We start from the raw sequence: 16,275 nt of genomic DNA, 5'->3' as shown, positions 1-16,275 counted from the left end.
CCGTGCCGGCGCGCACCAACCGGGTAGCTGGTATCTGCAATACTGCGGGTTCTTTCCACCGGAGCCTGACCACGCCATGACCAAGCTTCCCATCCTTGCCTGCCTGCTGCTGGCCGTGCCGCTGACGGCATTCGCCCAGGGTGCCCCGTCGACCGCCAATGATGCCCAGTTGCAGAAGCGGGTCGAACGGGTGCTGTCCCGCACGCCGCTGACCGACGGGCACAACGACCTGCCGGGTGCCATTCGCAACGGCTTCGACAACGTCGGCAACATCGACCTGGCCGCCGACACCACGAACCTGCAGGGCAAGCTGCGTGGTGGCGGCGTGGGCAAGGTGTCGTTGATGACCGACATCCCGCGCATGCGCAAGGGCCAGCTCGGGGCGCAGTTCTGGTCGGCCTTCATCCCGGCCACGATCACCGGCCCGGCGGCGGTGAAGCGCACCATGGAGCAGATCGACATCATCCGCACGATGGTGGCCAAGTATCCCAAGGACCTGGAAATGGCCTATACGGCCGACGACATCGTGCGCATCCACAAGGCCGGGCGCATCGCCTCGCTGATCGGGGTCGAGGGCGGCCACCAGATGGACAACTCCCTGCCGGTGCTGCGCGACTACTACCTGCTCGGCGTGCGCTACATGACCCTGACCCACGGGCGCACCACCGACTGGGCCGATTCGGCCACCGATGCGCCGAAGCACAACGGGCTGACCGCGTTCGGCCGTGCCGTGGTGCACGAGATGAACCGCATGGGCATGCTGGTCGACCTCAGCCACGTCGCGCCCAGCACCATGCGTGCCGCACTGCAGGCCACACAGGCGCCGGTGATCTTTTCGCACTCCAGCGCGCGTGCCTTGGACGATCATCCGCGCGACGTGCCGGACGACGTGCTGGCCATGGTCAAGGCCAACCACGGCATCGTCATGGTGAACTTCCTGCCGACCTTCATCTCCCAGGCCGACAACGACTGGAACGCCGAGCGGGCCGGCGCCAAGGCGCGCTTCGACACCCAGTACGCCGGCCAGCCCGACCGCGCCGGCGCCGCGCTCGCGCAGTGGCTGCAGGAGCATCCGCAGCCCAAGACCACGCTCGCCCAGGTCGCCGACCATGTCGAGCACATCCGCAAGATCGCAGGCGTGGAAAGCGTCGGCATCGGCTCGGACTTCGACGGTATCGGCTCGATCCCGGTGGGGCTGGAAGCGGTCGACAAGTATCCGGCGCTGTTCGTGGAATTGGCGCGCCGTGGCTGGTCCGACGACGACCTGGCGGCCCTGGCCGGCAACAACCTGCTGCGCGTGATGCGCCAGGCCGAAGCGGTCGCCAAGCGCCTGCAGGCCACCGAAGCACCGTCGCATGCGACGCTGGCCATGGACGGCCAGACGGCCGGCACGGAAGGGTGAGCTCTCCCGTCACTTGACCTCGTCACTCCCTCTTCCGTCATCCCCGCGAAAGCGGGGATCCAGTGCCTTCGAGTAACTGGCAAGGGCAAAGGCACTGGATTCCCGCTTTCGCGGGAATGACGCCGGGGTAGTGTTTCGTTGTCATGGAGCGATGCTGGAGGCTAGAGGGCACGCTTCCGAAAACAATCCGATCAGCAGGGCTCACCGTGCTGCTTACGGCTCGTGTGGGGATTTTGGCACGTAGTCCGCGCCTTCCTCGCGGTCGCGGTGCAGGGCGGTGCGTACCAGCAGCATCAGGGTGATTGGCGTGGTCAGGGTAAGGAAGACGCCGATCAGGATCTCGTTGAAGATCGGGCGCCCATGCAGCACGGAGAAACAGGTGATCGAGGCCGCCAGCATGCAATAGGTGCCGAGCGTGGCGCCGAGCGTCGGCGCGTGTACGCGCTGATAGAAGTTTTTCAGGCGCAGCAGGCCGGATGAGCCGATGCAGGCGAACGAGGCCCCGAGCAGCATGAGGATCGCGACCAGGATGGCCGCCCACGGCGGTAGGGCGTCGAGATGGCTCATTCGATCACCTCGCCGCGCATGAGGAATTTCGCCAGGGCGAACGTGCCGGCAAAACCAAGCAGGGCAATGATCATGCCGGCTTCCACGTAGAGCAGGCTGCCGGTGCGGATCCCGATCGTGAGCAGCAGGATCATGGCGTTGACGTAGAGCGCATCCAGCGCCAGCACGCGGTCCTGCGCGCGCGGACCCCGCGCCATGCGCACGATCGAGCAGCCCATGGCCACCAGCAGCAGGATTTGCGCGATCACGATCGAGGCGGCAAGCACGAGGTGGCTCATTGGAAGATCTCCAGCAGGGGGCGCTCGTAGCGCTGCTTGATGGCATCGATCGCGGCCTGCTCGTCGCCCAGGTCGAGCACGTGGATCAGCAGCAGGTTCAAGTCGGGGTCGTGGCTGACCCAGATCGTGCCAGGCGTGGAGGTGATGATGCCGGCCAACACGGCCAGGCCATGGCGGTCGGTGAGGGTCAATGGAATGGCGACGAAGCCGGAATGCATGTGCCGATCGCGGCGCATGACCAGGCGCGCCACGGCGAAGTTTGAGCGCACGATGTCGCCGATGACCCGCAGCGCCAGGCGGGCCAACAACAGGAAGTTGCGGACCTGCGCCTTGGGGGGCTCCAGCACGTGGTAGGCGCGCCCAAGGCCGATGCCAAGCAGGGCGCCCAGCAGTATCGTGCCGGGCGCCAGGCTCTGGTTCAGCACAAGCCAGATCACGGCCAGCAGCAGCGACAGCAGCGGGTAGGGCAGCCAGCGCCGGATCATGGCATGGACTCCGGCGGCGGCGCGAGCACGGCCTGGATGTAGTGCCATGGTGCATGCAATTGATGTGCGGTGTCGCCCAGGTAATCCAGCGGCGCCTTCGCCACCACGGTCAGCACCAGGCACAGGCCAAGCAGGAGCACGATCGCGCTGACCTCGGTCACCCGCGCCTGCGGGAACGGCCGCTCGGGCTCGGTCCAGAAGATCTGGATGCCGGCGCGGCACATCGCGATCACCGTGCAAAAGCCGGCCGCGATCGTGATCGCAAACAGCGCCAGCGCACCAGGCCGGACCTGGCCATCCAGCATCGGCGCCAGCAGTGCGAACTTGGCCATGAAGCCGGACAGCGGCGGGAGCCCGGACAGCAGTACCGCGCAGGCGAAAAAGCTCACCCCCAGCATCGCCACCGGCGCCGGGATGACGACCCGGCTTTCGTCCTCGTCGGCAAACAATCCCTCGCCGCGCCCCGTGGCGTCGGCCGGGTCGTAGGGCTCGAGCACGACGTTGTCGTCGGTCTTGTCATCGTCGTCGTCGACCGCGAGCAAGCCCGCGACCAGGAAGAACGCGGCCAGTGCCAGGGTGGAGATCACGAGGTACGCCAGCGCGCCGGCAGTCACCGTGCTTTGCTGCAGGCCGAGCGCGCCAAGCAGGGTGCCGGAGGAAATCACGACGTTGTAGCCGGCCAGCTTGCCGAGGTCGCGCGCGCCCAGCATGCCGATCGTGCCGGCGCCAATCGTGGCCACGCCACCCCACAGCAGCCAGTCGCTGCCGAAGTGGCTGGAGGCTGGGCCCGCATCGTTGCCGAACAACAGCAGGCTGAGCCGCAAAAGCACATAGATGCCGACCTTGGTCATCAGCGCGAACATGGCCGCCACCGCCGGTGCGGCGGCGGCATAGGTGCGCGGCAGCCAGAAGCCGAGCGGCCACATCGCGGTCTTGATCAGGAACGCCACGCCAAGGATCGCCGCCCCGGCATGCAGCAATGCCCGGGTATGTGCCGGTACGCCCGGGATCAGCTCGGCCAGCGCCGCCATGTTCAAGGTGCCGGTGACCCCGAAGATCAGGCTGACCCCGAGCAGGAACAACATCGAGGCCGTGAGGTTGACGGCAATGTAATGCAGGCCGGCGCTGACCCGCTGCGCGCCCGAGCCGTGCAATGCCAGCCCGTAGGAGGCGGCCAGGGTCACTTCGAAGAATACGAACAGGTTGAACAGGTCGCCGGTGAGGAAGGCCCCGTTCAGGCCCATCAGCAGGAATTGGAACAGCGGTTGGAAATAATTGCCGCGATGCTGCCAGCGGCCGAGCGCGGCGGGCAGGGTGGCCAGTGCCACCACGGCGGTCAGCAGCAGCATCAACGTGGACAGGCGGTCGGCCACGAGCACGATGCCGAAGCGCGCCGGCCACTCGCCAATACGGTACACCGCGGTCAGCGAACCGCCATCGTGCCGCGCGGCGGCCAGCAGCAGCGTCGTGGCCAGCGCCACCAGCGCCAGGCACGAGGCGAGGCTCAAGGCCACCACCGTGCGTCGCCGCCGCTCGCCGGCCAGCAGTTGCAGCGCGGCGACCAGCAGCGGCAGGAGGATCGGGGCGATGACCAGGTGCATGCTCATGGCGTGCCGTCCGCGCCGTCGACGTGGTCGTTGCCGGTCAGGCCGCGCGAGGCCAGCAGCACCACCAGGAACAAGGCGGTGGTGGCAAAGCCGATCACGATCGCCGTCAGCACCAGCGCCTGCGGCAGCGGATCGGTGTATTGCGCCAGGTCGCCGGCCGTCGCGTGCAGCACCGGGTCGGCGCCGGTGCGCAGGCCCCCAATGGCGAAGATGAAGATGTTCACCGCGTAGGAAATCAGGGTCAGCCCGATGATCACCTGGAACGTGCGCGGGCGCAGCAGCAGCCAGGTGCCCGAAGTGATCAGCACGCCAATGGCAATGGCCAGCACCAGTTCCATCAGTGGCCCTCCGCCGCAGCGCCGGCCGCGGCCGCCGCCCGCGTGCGGCGCAGGGACTGGTGCGCCAGCGCGATCAGCATCAGCGTAGTGGCGCCCACCACCAGGCAGAACACGCCGAGATCGAACAGGATCGCCGAGGCGAACGGCAGCTGCCCCAGCAGCGGCAACTCGAACTCGAACAAATGCGAGGTCAGGAAGGGATGGCCAACCACGAGCGAGCCCAATCCGGTGCCCACGGCGAGCAGCAGGCCGACGCCGATCCAGCGCGTCGGCAGGACGCGCAAGTGCGCTTCCACCCAGCGCGCGCCGCGCGCCATGTACAGCAGGATCAGCGCCACCGACACCGTGATGCCGGCGGCAAAGCCGCCACCGGGCAGGTCGTGGCCACGCAGGAACAGGTGCACCCCAAACAACAGGATCACTGGCGACATCAGCTGGATGATCAGGCCGGGGATCACCAGGTAGTCGATCAGCGAATGGTCGACCGCGCGTTCCGGCGCCGCCGCGGCGCGGGCCTCGAGGCGTTGCCGCTGCGGAGCGTCGATGCTCTCCGCGGCTGGACGGAAGCGGCGCAGCAGGGCGAACACCGACAGTGCGACGATCGCCAGCACGCTGATCTCCCCCAGCGTGTCGAAGCCGCGGAAGTCGACCAGGATCACGTTGACCACGTTGTGGCCGCCGCCATGGGTGTAGGCGTGTTCGAGGAAATAGCGCGAGATCGAGTCCGCCACCGGATGCATCATGGCCGCGTAGGCGAGGCTGGCCACGCCGGCGCCGGCGACCAGCGCCACCAGCAGGTCGCGATAGCGCTTGGTCCGCGTCAGCGGGGCGTCTGGCGAGATGCCCTCGATGCGCTTGGGCAGCCAGCGCAAGCCGAGCAGGATCAGGATCGTGGTCACCACCTCCACGAGCAACTGGGTGGCCGCCAGGTCTGGCGCCGAGAGCCAGACGAAGCTCACGCACGACACTAGTCCCGCCCCGCCGGTAAGCACCAGCGCGGCGAGACGGTGGAACTTCGCCTGCCTGGCAGCGCCGATCGCGCATGCCGCGCCGAGCACCCACAGCAGCGCGAAGGCAGGATCGATGCTGTCCCAGTGCGGCATGCTGACGATGGGCGCGCTGTTTGCGGCCAGGCCGCCGACCAGCAGGGCGCTGAGCACGATCAGCAGCAGTTGGGTCTGCAGGCGCCGGGTCGGGAACAGGTGTGCCAGCAGCCAATGCGGCAGGTCCGCGCCGAGCACGGTGAGCGCGCGCTCGAACATGCGCTTGCCACTCAACCCGCCGATGAGCGGCGTGCGCTCCGTGCGCTGCGGGTACTGGTGCAGGGCGAGATAGAGCAGGCAACCGGCGACGGTGGCGGCAATGCTCATCTGCAGCGGCGCATTCCAGCCGTGCCAGACCGCGAGGCTATACATCGGCAGCCGCGGGCCGAGCACCGCGCTTGCCGCCGCGTGCAGCGATGGGCCAATGACCTGGTTTGGGAAGATGCCGACCAGCAGACACGCCAGTGCCAGCAGGCCGATCGGCACGCGCATCGAGCGCGGGGGCTCATGCGGTTGGCGCGGCATGGCGGTGGACGCGCGGCCAAAGAACACGTCGCGCACAAAGCGCAGCGAGTAGGTCACCGCGAACGCGCCGGCAGCCACCGCCAGCACCGCCGGCACCGCGTCCCACAACGCGCCGTTGCGCGTCGTCAAGGCCTCGGCAAAGAACATTTCCTTGGACAGGAAGCCGTTGAGCAGTGGCACGCCGGCCATCGCCGCGCCGGCCACGAGGGCCAGCGTGGCGGTGATCGGCATGAACTGGCGCAGGCCGCCGAGCTGGCGCAGGTCGCGCGTACCGGTTTCGTGATCCACCGCGCCGGCGGCCATGAACAGCGACGCCTTGAACGTGGCGTGGTTGACGATGTGGAAAATGGCCGCGACCACGCCAAAGGCGCTGCCCAGGCCGGCCAGCATGGTGATCAGTCCGAGGTTGCTGATCGTCGAGTAGGCCAGCAGGCCTTTCAGGTCCTGCTGGAAGATCGCCGCCCACGCGCCCATGACCAGGGTGATGAGGCCGGTACCGCCGACCAGCCAGAACCATTCGTCGGTACCGGCCAGCACCGGCCAGAAGCGCAGCAGCAGGAACACGCCGGCCTTCACCATGGTCGCCGAATGCAGGTAGGCCGACACCGGCGTCGGCGCCGACATCGCCTGCGGCAGCCAGAAGTGGAACGGAAACTGCGCGCTCTTGGTCAGCGCGCCGAGCAGGATCAGGACCAGGGTCGGCGTATACCAGGGGTGGGCACGAACCAGTGGGCCGGCGGCGAGGATCGTGTCCAGCTCGTAGCTGCCCACGATGTGCCCGAGCAGCAGCATGCCGGCAAGCAGGGCGAGGCCGCCGCCGGCGGTGACGATCAACGCCATGCGCGCGCCGTCGCGCGCCGAGGCGCCGTGATGCCAGTAGCCGATGAGCAGGAAGGAGGTCAGGCTGGTCAGCTCCCAGAAAAACACCAGCTGGATCACGTTGCCGGACATCACGATGCCGAGCATCGCGCCCATGAACGCCAGCAGCAGCGCACACAGGCGCGTCAACGGGTCGTCCGCCGGCATGTAGTACCGCGCGTAGATGCCGACCAGCATGCCGATGCCGCAGACCAGCAGCATGAACAACCAGCTGAAGCCATCCACCCGCAGGCTGAAGTCCAGCCCCAGCGAAGGCGCCCAGGTAAATGTCTGGCGCAGCACGCCGTCGGCGGCGATGGTGGGATACATGGCCAGCGACAGCAGCAGCCCAATCAGGGCGGTGCCGACCAGCAAGCCCACCGCCACGTTGCGTCCACGGCTGTCCAGCGCATACACCAGGATGCTGGCGAGGAAGGGCAGGGCGAGGACGATGCTTGGCACGGTCGGTCGGGCGTCCGTCGTAGGCTCGGTCAGAAGCCGTGGCGTCGTGCGCTGGCTGGCCACCCGGCCAGCGCAGGATTCGGCAAGCCGCCGCACGCGGGCCGCCCGGCGCATTGCCCCTCGATTCTATAGCAGTGGTCAAACGCGGAAAGGCGTGCGCCGCCGATCCGACGGCCGGCTTGCCCTCCCCGCGCCACTTACCCCGGCGTCATCCCCGCTTGCGCGCACTGCTGTCCGGAACGTTTTCGGAACCGCCTTTGCCTCATCTACGGTATCGCGCCAAAACGCCAAAACACCCCCGGCGTCATTCCCGCTTTCGCGGGAATGACGAGATGGGGGGATGGCGAGGTCTTTCTCAAAACGTTCCGGACAGCAGTGCGCTTGCGCGGGGATGACGAGCGAGGGCTTGCGGAGCCGGGGACGCGCGGTCAGGATGCGGTCGTGAGCTGGTGCATCAGGCGATAGGTGAATTCGACGGTCTGGTAGAAGTTGCCGATGGCGTCGCGCTCGTCGCGGCCGTGCATGCGGATGTCGTCGACGTCGTTCCAGCCTCCGCCCACGCCATAGCTCGGGATGCCGGCCGCACGGGTGAAGATGGAGTCGCTGGCCCCGGCCGCCATCATCGGCATCACCGGGATGTCCTTGCCCCACATGCCGTGCACCACGGCCGCCACCGCGTCCATGACCTTGGCGTCGGGCACGGTTTCCGGCGCCGGCATGACCGGGTCCGCCAGGCTCACCTTGATCGTGGGATCGGCGGCGACCCTGACCAGTGTGCTCCGCACCTGCTCGGCGCTTTCCCCGGGGAACACCCGGCACTGGATCGTCGCCGTCGCGCTCGAGGGCAGCGCATTCTCCTGTACGCCGGCCTGCAGCATGGTGGCCACGCAGGTGGTGTGCAGGATCGCGTTCATCGCCGGATCCTGGGCCAGGCGCGCGGCGGCGGCCGTGTCCACCGGCGCCTTCGACAAGGCCAGCAGATCCATCCCGCGCTGCCCGTCGGCTTCCCGCGCGATGCCTGCGAAAAATGCGCGCGTAGTGGCGTTGGTCTTGTACGGGAAGACATAGTGTGCGAGCCGGCCCAGGCCGCCGGCAAGCTGATAGATGGCGTTGTCCGGGCGCGGTTCGGAGGAGTGGCCACCCTTGTTGGTGGTCTCCATGCGGTAGGTCATGTAGGTCTTCTGTACGGTCTCGACCGCGAAGTCGAGACGCTTGCCGTTGCGGATCTCGCCCGAACCGCCGTCGGGGTTGATCACCAGGCCCACGTCGCCCACCAGGTCCTTGCGCTGCCGCACCAGGAACTGCGGCCCGTCCTGCTCCAGGCCGACTTCCTCGTCGGCGGTGAACGCAACCACGATGTCGCGATCCGGCACATAGTGCTCGCGCTTGAGCCGGATCAGCGCGGCGGCCACGGCGGCGTCCTCGTCCTTCATGTCCGCCGTGCCTCGGCCATAGAAATAGCCGTCCTTCTGCGTGAACTTGAACGGGGGCACGCTCCAGTCCTGGGCGCGCGCGTCCACCACGTCCATATGGCAGATCCACATCACCGGCTTGCCCTGTCCCTTGCCCTTGAGGCGCACCACCACGTTCACCTGGTGCGGGTATCTGGTTTCCGGGACGACATGGATTTCCTCATCGGTGAAGCCGTTTGCCTTGAGGTATTTCACGATGACATCGGCCGTGCCCTGGGTGCCGACCTCGTGCACCGAACGGATCTCCACCAGGTCGCGGAAAATGTCGTGGGCAATCTTCTGGTTCGCTTCCGGCGGCAGCGGTCCCGACAGCCCGGCCATGGCCGGCGCCGCATTGGCAACGAATGAAGCCAGCGCCAAGGCCAAGGCACTTGGCCACAGGACGTACGGAGTCTTGTTCATGCGCGTCTCGCCGGGCCTCGAGGGGTGGCGCGCCAGGCCGCGCCTGGTGCGCCACCCAAGAATAGCCAGCTGTTCCCCGGCCCGCGAACTGCTGAAAGTCATGCTTGACACCGGTGTTGAAACGGCATCCGGTCTGGGTCCATGCGCTCCCTGCCGCCAGGTTGCCCTGCCTGCCGGGTGACGCGGGCAGCACCGCGCCGGAGCGCCGTGCACTACGATGGCCCGGCCACCTTCCGGTACGGATCACCATGCCCAACGACACGCTGCCCGACGCACTTGAGCCCGTCTATGCCCGAGCCCGGGAGCGCGCATGAAGTTGCGGCCGCGGCGCCTGACGTCGGCACGGGATGGTGAAGGCGGAATCGCCTGCGCCCTGGTCCGTACCGTGGGCAACTGAGGCGACGTGGACAGCCAGCGCAAGATCGGCTTCTGGACCTGCACTGCCCTTGTCGTAGGCAACGTCATCGGCATGGGCATCTTCCTGCTGCCCGCGTCGCTCGCGCCATTCGGCTTCAATACCGTGATTGGCTGGGTCATCACGCTGGCCGGCTGCCTGACCCTGGCCGGTGTGTTTGCGTCGCTGGCGCGCGCGCTGCCGGACGCGGAGGGGCCGTACGGCTACATTCGCGGCACTTTGGGCGAATTGCCGGCTTACCTTGCCTTGTGGGCGTACTGGGTGTCGATGTGGCTCACCAATGCAGCGCTGGCGACTGGCGTGGTGGGCTATCTCACCGTGGTGCTGCCCGCCACGCAGGCAATTCCGCCGCTCGTGTTTGCCTTGGGCCTGCTGTGGCTGCTGGTGCTGGTGAACCTGTTTGGCGTGCGTACCGGCGGCGGCGTGCAAGTGGTCACCACGGTGTTGAAACTGCTGCCCATGCTGGCGATCGCGGCACTGGGTGTCTGGGTGCTGATCGCCGCGCCGGCCAGTTATGCGGCCCACCCGCCGACCACGCCGATCACCTTCTCCGGGGTCATGGCCGCCTCGACCATCGCGCTCTACGCCATGCTCGGGTTCGAGTCGGCGACCGTGCCGGCGGCGCGAATCAAGCATCCCGGCCGCACGATTCCGCGCGCCACGATGACAGGCGCGATCGTGCTGGCGGTCATCTACCTGGTCGTTTCCACAGTGCCGCTGCTGCTGATCCCGCAGTCCGAGCTGGCGGCGTCGAGCGCGCCGTTCTCCTTGTTGATGGACCGCTTTGCCGGTGCCGGCGTGGGCCGCTGGCTGGCCGCGTTCGTGGTGGTCAGCGGGCTCGGCGCACTGAATGGCTGGACCTTGCTGGTCGGCGAGCTCACGCGCACCCTGGCCAGCAACGGCGTGATGCCGGCCATGCTGGCGCGCACCAACCGCCATGGCGCGCCGGTGAGCGCGCTGCTCGTCACGGGCGTGCTGGCCACGATCATGGTGGGCATGAGCTACAGCCGCTCCCTGGTCGATGCCTTCACCTTCATCACGCTCATGGTGACGGCGGCGAACCTGCCGCTCTACCTCGGCTGCGGCCTGGCCCTGCTTGTGCTCTGGCGGCGCCGCGTGCTGCCGCGCGTCTTGCCGCTGGCGACCATCGGCATCGCCTACGTGGTTTTTGCGTTCGTCGGCATCGGCGGCGAACCATTCCTGTATGCGCTCGGCCTCATTGCCATCGGCCTGCCGCTGTATGTCTTCGTCCGCCTGCGTCGCAAGGCCCCGGCTGCCGCCGGGGAGCCGGCGCCTTGAGGGATCCACGCTATGACAGCCGGTCCACGCCGCTGCGCATCGGCCGGGTCTTGCGGTCCTGTGGGCGTGTACATGAATAGGAGGCCTGACCGAACGCGTCATCCGCCTCGAGACGCACATGGACATGCTGCTGATCGGCGCCGGCGCCAGGCCGCCCGGCAAACGCCTGCGCCAAGGAGCGGAGTGCGCGCCACGGCCGAGGGGCAAGTCCAGGCTGGTGTAGGCTGCGCGGATGGCTGCAGCACCATCCGTTTTGTCCGCTGGGGACGCGCACGCGGCGTCTGGCTTTGCGCTGGAACGGGTGGACAAGCGCTACGGCGCGGTGGTCGCGCTGCGTGGGCTCAGCCTCGCGTTTGCCGCCGGCACGACCACCGCGCTGATCGGCAGCAGCGGTTCGGGCAAGTCCACGGTGCTCCGCCTGTTGCTGGGCCTGGAGTGGCCTGACCAGGGCTGCGTGCGCGTCGATGGGCGCGTGCTCGAGCGCGACCAGGTGCTGGCCTTGCGCCGCCGGGTCGGCTACGTGATCCAGGATGGCGGCTTGTTCCCGCATCTCACCGTGCTCGGCAACCTTGCCCTGCTGCCGCGCTACCTGGGTTGGGACCGGCGCCGGACTCGCGAGCGCGCCGACGAGTTGCTGGCGCTGACCCATCTGCCGGCCGACGTGCTGCCACGCTATCCCGCCGAACTGTCGGGCGGCCAGCGCCAGCGCGTGGCGCTGATGCGCGCCTTGATGCCCGACCCGACTGCCTTGCTGCTGGACGAGCCGCTTGGCGCGCTCGACCCGGTGGTGCGCCACGAATTGCAGGACGAGCTCGTCGCCATCTTCCGACGCCTGGGCAAGACCGTGGTGCTGGTGACCCATGACCTGGCCGAGGCCGCCTGGTTTGCGCCGCGGCTGGTGCTGTTGCGCGATGGCGCGGTGGTGCAGGACGGCAGCCTCGAGGATTTCCGCGAGCGGCCAGCCGATGACTTCGTGACCCGCTTCGTAGAAGCCGGGCGCCAGCTGCCAGGGCACATGCCGTGACGCACTGGCGTGCCTTGCTCCTCGTCGCTGCCGTGTTGCCGGGGCTGGCCGCGGCCGCGCCGGTGCGCATCGGCTCCAAGCAGTTCACCGAGTCGGTGATCCTCGCCGAGGTGGCGCGCATCGACGCGCAGGATGCCGGCGTGCCGGCGGTGCACGAGCGCGAGCTCGGCGGCACCAGCATCCTCTGGACCGCCCTGCTGCATGGCGATATCGACGTCTATCCCGAATACACCGGCACCTTGACCCAGGAGCTGCTCAAGCAGGTCGAGCCGGACGCCGACATTGCCACCCTGCGGGCGCGGCTGAAGCCCATGGGCATCGGCATCACCGATGGCTTGGGTTTCGACAACACCTATGCGCTGGGCATGCGCGAGGCGCGTGCGGCGGCCCTGGGCATCCGCGGCATCTCCGACCTGCGCGCGCACCCGGAGCTGCGCTTCGGTTTTTCCAACGAATTCATGCAGCGGCAGGACGGTTGGCCGGGGTTGCGTGCGCGTTACGGCCTGCCGCAGACCCAGGTGCGCGGGCTCGACCACAGCCTGTCCTATCGCGCCGTGGCCAGTGGCGCGGTCGACGTGATCGATCTCTACAGCACCGACGCCGAGATCCCGTACTACCACCTGCGCACGCTCACCGACGACCTGCATTATTTCCCGCGCTACCAGGCGGTGTATCTCTACCGCCTGGCCCTGGAGCACGATGCGCCGGCATTCATGCAGGTATTGCGCGGCCTGGCCGGGCACATCGACGAAGCCACCATGCGGCGCATGAATGCCGACGTGAAGTTGCGTGGCGTGCGCGAAGGCGCGGTCGCCGCCGGCTTGCTGGGCGTGCGCGTCGATGCGGACGGCACCGGCCTCTGGCCGCGGCTGCTCGGGCGCACGCTCGAGCACGTGCGACTGGTGGCCGTCTCGCTGGGGCTTGCCTTGCTGCTGGCTGTCCCACTCGGCATCCTGGCGGCGCGGCTGCGGCGGCTGGGGCAGGTCGTGCTGGGTCTCACCGGCGTGCTGCAGACGGTACCGTCGCTGGCCATGTTCGTCTTCATGATCCCGCTGTTTGGGATCGGCACCTGGCCGGCGGTGGCGGCCTTGTTCCTGTACAGCCTGTTGCCGATCGTGCGCAATACGCATGCCGGCCTGGTCGGCATCGCGCCGGCCTTGCGCGAGTCGGCGGCGGCGCTGGGCCTGCCTGCCACGGTGCGCCTGCGCATGGTCGAGTTGCCGCTGGCGCTGCGCTCGATCCTGGCCGGCGTCAAGATTGCCGCCGTGATCAATGTCGGCACCGCGACGCTGGCGGCGCTGATCGGCGCCGGCGGCTATGGGCAGCCCATCCTCACCGGCATCCGCCTCGACGATATTGGCCTGATCCTGGAGGGTGCGGTGCCGGCGGCGATCCTGGCGCTGCTGGTGCAAGGCGTGTTCGAGCTCGTCGAGCGCATGTTGACCCCCCGCGGCCTCCGTCTCCGACCACGCGAATGAGAGAGCATGAGGATGCATCGATGTCTTCCATCCTGGCTTCCACATGGGTGACGGGGCTGCTGTGCGGCCAGCCATTCAGCGTTTTGGCCTTTCACCGGAATGCGGGGCGGGTTAGCCTTTGATGACTTGACAGGCAGGCTGTTGTGAGCATGGAGAAGACGCTGAGGCGGGCTGCGGTGATCGGTGGCATGCGCATCCCGTTTTGCCGCAACAACACCGCGTATGCCGATGTCGGCAACTTCGGCATGTCGGTGAAGGTGCTGGGCGCCTTGGTGGAGCGCTTTGCGCTGCACCGCATGGAACTGGGCGAGGTGGCCCTGGGCGCTGTGATCCGCCACGTGCGGGATTGGAACCTGGCCCGCGAGGCACTGTTGAGCTCCGGGTTGGCGCCCACTACGCCTGGCATCACCACGGCGCGCGCCTGCGGCACGTCGCTGGACAACACCATCATCGTCGCCAACAAGATTGCCTGCGGACAGATCGAGGCCGGCATCGCCGCTGGCGCCGACACCACCAGCGACGTGCCCATGGTCTACGACGAGCGGCTGCGCAAGCGCCTGCTCGCGATGCACCGGGCAAAGGCGCCGCTGGACAAGGTGCGCATTGCACTGAGGGGCTTTTCGCTCGGCGAGTTGAAGCCTTCCTTGCCGGGTGTCATGGAACCGCGCACCGGCAAGTCGATGGGGGACCATTGCGAGCTGATGGCCAAGGAGTGGCATATCAGCCGGGAGGATCAGGATCGTCTGGCGTTGGAGAGTCACCTCAAGCTTGCCGCGGCCTACGACCAGGGTTTTTTTGCCGACCTGCTGGTGCCGTTCCGTGGCCTCAAGCGCGATGGCTTCCTGCGTCCGGATTCCACGCTGGAAAAGCTTGCCGCGTTGAAGCCGGCGTTCGACAAGACCTCAGGCCAGGGCACGCTTACCGCCGGCAATTCCACCGGCCTGTCCGATGGCGCGGCGGCCGTGTTGGTGGCCAGCGAGGCCTGGGCGGCGGAGCGGGGCCTGCCGGTGCAGGCCTTCGTGCGCGACACGGAAGTGGCGGCAGTGGACTTCATGCATGGCGAAGGCCTGCTCATGGCGCCGACCGTTGCCGTGGCGCGGCTGCTGGCGCGCAATGGCATGCGTTTGCAGGATTTCGACTATTACGAAATCCACGAGGCATTTGCCGCCCAGGTGCTGTGCACCTTGCGCGCCTGGGAGAGCGCGGAGTATTGCCGGCATCGCCTCGGGCTGGCCGAACCCTTGGGCAGCATCGATCCGGCGAAGCTCAACGTGCACGGTTCCAGCCTGGCGGTTGGTCATCCCTTTGCCGCCACGGGCGCGCGGCTGGTGGCAACCATGGCCAAGCTGCTGGAACAGAAGGGCGCTGGCCGCGGCCTGATCTCCATCTGCACGGCCGGCGGCATGGGCGTCACTGCGATCCTCGAGCGCCCTTGAGCCGTCCAGCCGTCCGCTGGCCCGGTCTCGCCTGTTCCTGGCCCTTCTGGCTCCCTTGCCGTCGTTCCCGCGAAGCGCCGTCGCCGTTATTTCTGCGGGCCGCCATATCGTCATTCCCGCGACCCCTGCATTCGTCATTCCCGCGACTCCTGTATTCGTCATTCCCGCGACTCCTGCATTCGTCATTCCCGCGACTCCTACATTCGTCATTCCCGCGAAAGCGGGAATCCAGGTGCTCTTGCACTTCCGCGGACGGTGCGAAAAGCACTGGATGACCAGACATTCGTCTGTTGAAAAGCGCCTCCCGCTTTCGCGGGAATGACGCTGAAGGGTTGCGCTTTCGCGGGAATGACGTCGGAGTAGAGGCGGGGGAAGGGCGACGCGGCGAGCTCCAGCATGGAGCGGGAATGGATGTCAGCCCAGGATGTGCAGGTAGTTGCGCACCGTGGTTGCCAGGCCGTCGTACAGCGCCTCGCCAATGAGGGCGTGGCCAATCGACACCTCGGCCAGGTCGTCGATCGCGGCGGCGAATGTGCCCAGGTTGGCCTGGCTCAGGTCGTGCCCGGCGTTCACCCGCAGGCCGGCGTGGCCGGCATTTCGTGCGGTTTGCACGCAGGCCTCCAGCGCCGCGTCCGGCGTGCCGGCGGCAAAAGCGTGGGCGTAGGGACCGGTGTAGATCTCGATGCGCTGCACGCCGATCGCGGCAAAGCCGGAAAAGTCCAGCGCGACCGGATCGACGAACAGGCTGACGCGGCAGCCCAGGTCGCGCAGGCCGCGAACCACGGGCCGTAGCGCATCGATGTCGCGCCGCGGGTCGAAGCCGTGATCGGAGGTGATCTGGCCGTCGCCGTCCGGCACCAGGGTCATCTGGGTGGGCAGCACCTCGCGTGCCAGTGCCAGCAGGCCGGGATAGCTGCCGCGCGGTGGGGCGAACGGATTGCCCTCGATGTTGTATTCCACGCGATCCTGCAGCAGTTCGGCCAGCGCACGCACGTCGTCCGGGCGGATATGCCGCTGGTCGGGCCGGGGGTGCACGGTGATGCCGTCGCAGCCGGCATCGATGCAAGTTTGCGCCGCGCGGCAAATGTCGGGTTCACTGCCGCCGCGCGAATTGCGCAGGACGGCGATCTTGTTGACGTTGACGCTGAGCTTGGTCATGCAGTGGTCTGGCCTTGGCTGGGGTT

Annotated in this window: 13 protein-coding genes; 5 read left to right on the top strand and 8 right to left on the bottom strand. The window is 67.8% G+C overall.

Annotated features, from left to right (window positions below; all coding sequences use genetic code 11):
* Positions 1 to 76: 76 nt before the first annotated feature.
* A complete protein-coding gene (locus AC3WJB_RS02565; protein ID WP_492678403.1) occupies positions 77 to 1,402 on the top strand; it encodes a dipeptidase in 1,326 nt (441 codons plus the stop codon).
* Between the two features lie 213 nt (positions 1,403 to 1,615).
* On the opposite strand, the gene mnhG is transcribed toward AC3WJB_RS02565, so the two are convergent.
* The 7 genes from mnhG to AC3WJB_RS02530 all read right to left on the bottom strand — a co-directional run bounded on the left by mnhG (position 1,616) and on the right by AC3WJB_RS02530 (position 9,439).
* On the bottom strand, positions 1,616 to 1,969 hold the full coding sequence (gene mnhG, locus AC3WJB_RS02560) for a monovalent cation/H(+) antiporter subunit G (protein ID WP_492678401.1): 354 nt from the start codon (positions 1,967 to 1,969) through the stop codon (positions 1,616 to 1,618).
* Complete coding sequence (locus AC3WJB_RS02555) at positions 1,966 to 2,247, bottom strand: K+/H+ antiporter subunit F (protein ID WP_492678399.1); 282 nt, start codon at positions 2,245 to 2,247, stop codon at positions 1,966 to 1,968. Before AC3WJB_RS02555 ends, mnhG begins: the two co-directional genes overlap by 4 nt.
* On the bottom strand, positions 2,244 to 2,732 hold the full coding sequence (locus tag AC3WJB_RS02550; RefSeq protein WP_492678397.1) for a Na+/H+ antiporter subunit E: 489 nt from the start codon (positions 2,730 to 2,732) through the stop codon (positions 2,244 to 2,246). Before AC3WJB_RS02550 ends, AC3WJB_RS02555 begins: the two co-directional genes overlap by 4 nt.
* On the bottom strand, positions 2,729 to 4,339 hold the full coding sequence (locus AC3WJB_RS02545; RefSeq protein WP_492678395.1) for a monovalent cation/H+ antiporter subunit D: 1,611 nt from the start codon (positions 4,337 to 4,339) through the stop codon (positions 2,729 to 2,731). The genes AC3WJB_RS02550 and AC3WJB_RS02545 overlap by 4 nt, the downstream gene beginning before the upstream one ends.
* Positions 4,336 to 4,677 carry a Na+/H+ antiporter subunit C gene (locus tag AC3WJB_RS02540; RefSeq protein WP_492678393.1) on the bottom strand — a complete coding sequence of 114 codons (342 nt, stop codon included), beginning with the start codon at positions 4,675 to 4,677 and terminating at the stop codon, positions 4,336 to 4,338. Before AC3WJB_RS02540 ends, AC3WJB_RS02545 begins: the two co-directional genes overlap by 4 nt.
* Entirely contained in the window at positions 4,677 to 7,565 is a 2,889-nt protein-coding gene (locus tag AC3WJB_RS02535; protein WP_492678391.1) for a monovalent cation/H+ antiporter subunit A, read from the bottom strand. Before AC3WJB_RS02535 ends, AC3WJB_RS02540 begins: the two co-directional genes overlap by 1 nt.
* A 428-nt stretch (positions 7,566 to 7,993) precedes the next feature.
* Positions 7,994 to 9,439 (bottom strand): M20/M25/M40 family metallo-hydrolase, encoded by a 1,446-nt coding sequence (locus AC3WJB_RS02530; protein WP_492678389.1) that lies wholly within the window; start codon positions 9,437 to 9,439, stop codon positions 7,994 to 7,996.
* A 403-nt stretch (positions 9,440 to 9,842) separates the two neighbouring features.
* On the opposite strand from AC3WJB_RS02530, the gene AC3WJB_RS02525 reads away from it, so the two are divergent.
* From AC3WJB_RS02525 to AC3WJB_RS02510, 4 genes are all read left to right on the top strand, one after another.
* Complete coding sequence (locus AC3WJB_RS02525) at positions 9,843 to 11,153, top strand: amino acid permease (RefSeq protein WP_492678387.1); 1,311 nt, start codon at positions 9,843 to 9,845, stop codon at positions 11,151 to 11,153.
* A 232-nt stretch (positions 11,154 to 11,385) separates the two neighbouring features.
* Positions 11,386 to 12,177: an ATP-binding cassette domain-containing protein gene (locus tag AC3WJB_RS02520; RefSeq protein WP_492678385.1), complete on the top strand. Its 792-nt coding sequence runs from the start codon at positions 11,386 to 11,388 to the stop codon at positions 12,175 to 12,177.
* A complete protein-coding gene (locus AC3WJB_RS02515) occupies positions 12,174 to 13,655 on the top strand; it encodes an ABC transporter permease/substrate-binding protein (protein WP_492678383.1) in 1,482 nt (493 codons plus the stop codon). The genes AC3WJB_RS02520 and AC3WJB_RS02515 overlap by 4 nt, the downstream gene beginning before the upstream one ends.
* A 149-nt stretch (positions 13,656 to 13,804) precedes the next feature.
* On the top strand, positions 13,805 to 15,091 hold the full coding sequence (locus AC3WJB_RS02510; protein WP_492678380.1) for an acetyl-CoA C-acetyltransferase: 1,287 nt from the start codon (positions 13,805 to 13,807) through the stop codon (positions 15,089 to 15,091).
* A gap of 414 nt (positions 15,092 to 15,505) precedes the next feature.
* On the opposite strand, the gene AC3WJB_RS02505 is transcribed toward AC3WJB_RS02510, so the two are convergent.
* On the bottom strand, positions 15,506 to 16,249 hold the full coding sequence (locus AC3WJB_RS02505) for a pyridoxine 5'-phosphate synthase (protein ID WP_492678378.1): 744 nt from the start codon (positions 16,247 to 16,249) through the stop codon (positions 15,506 to 15,508).
* Positions 16,250 to 16,275: the final 26 nt, after the last annotated feature.

This window comes from Rhodanobacter sp. FW510-R10, from assembly GCF_058781105.1.
The sequence above is the reverse complement of the archived record's forward strand: the minus strand, read 5'-3'. Positions and strand labels throughout refer to the sequence as shown.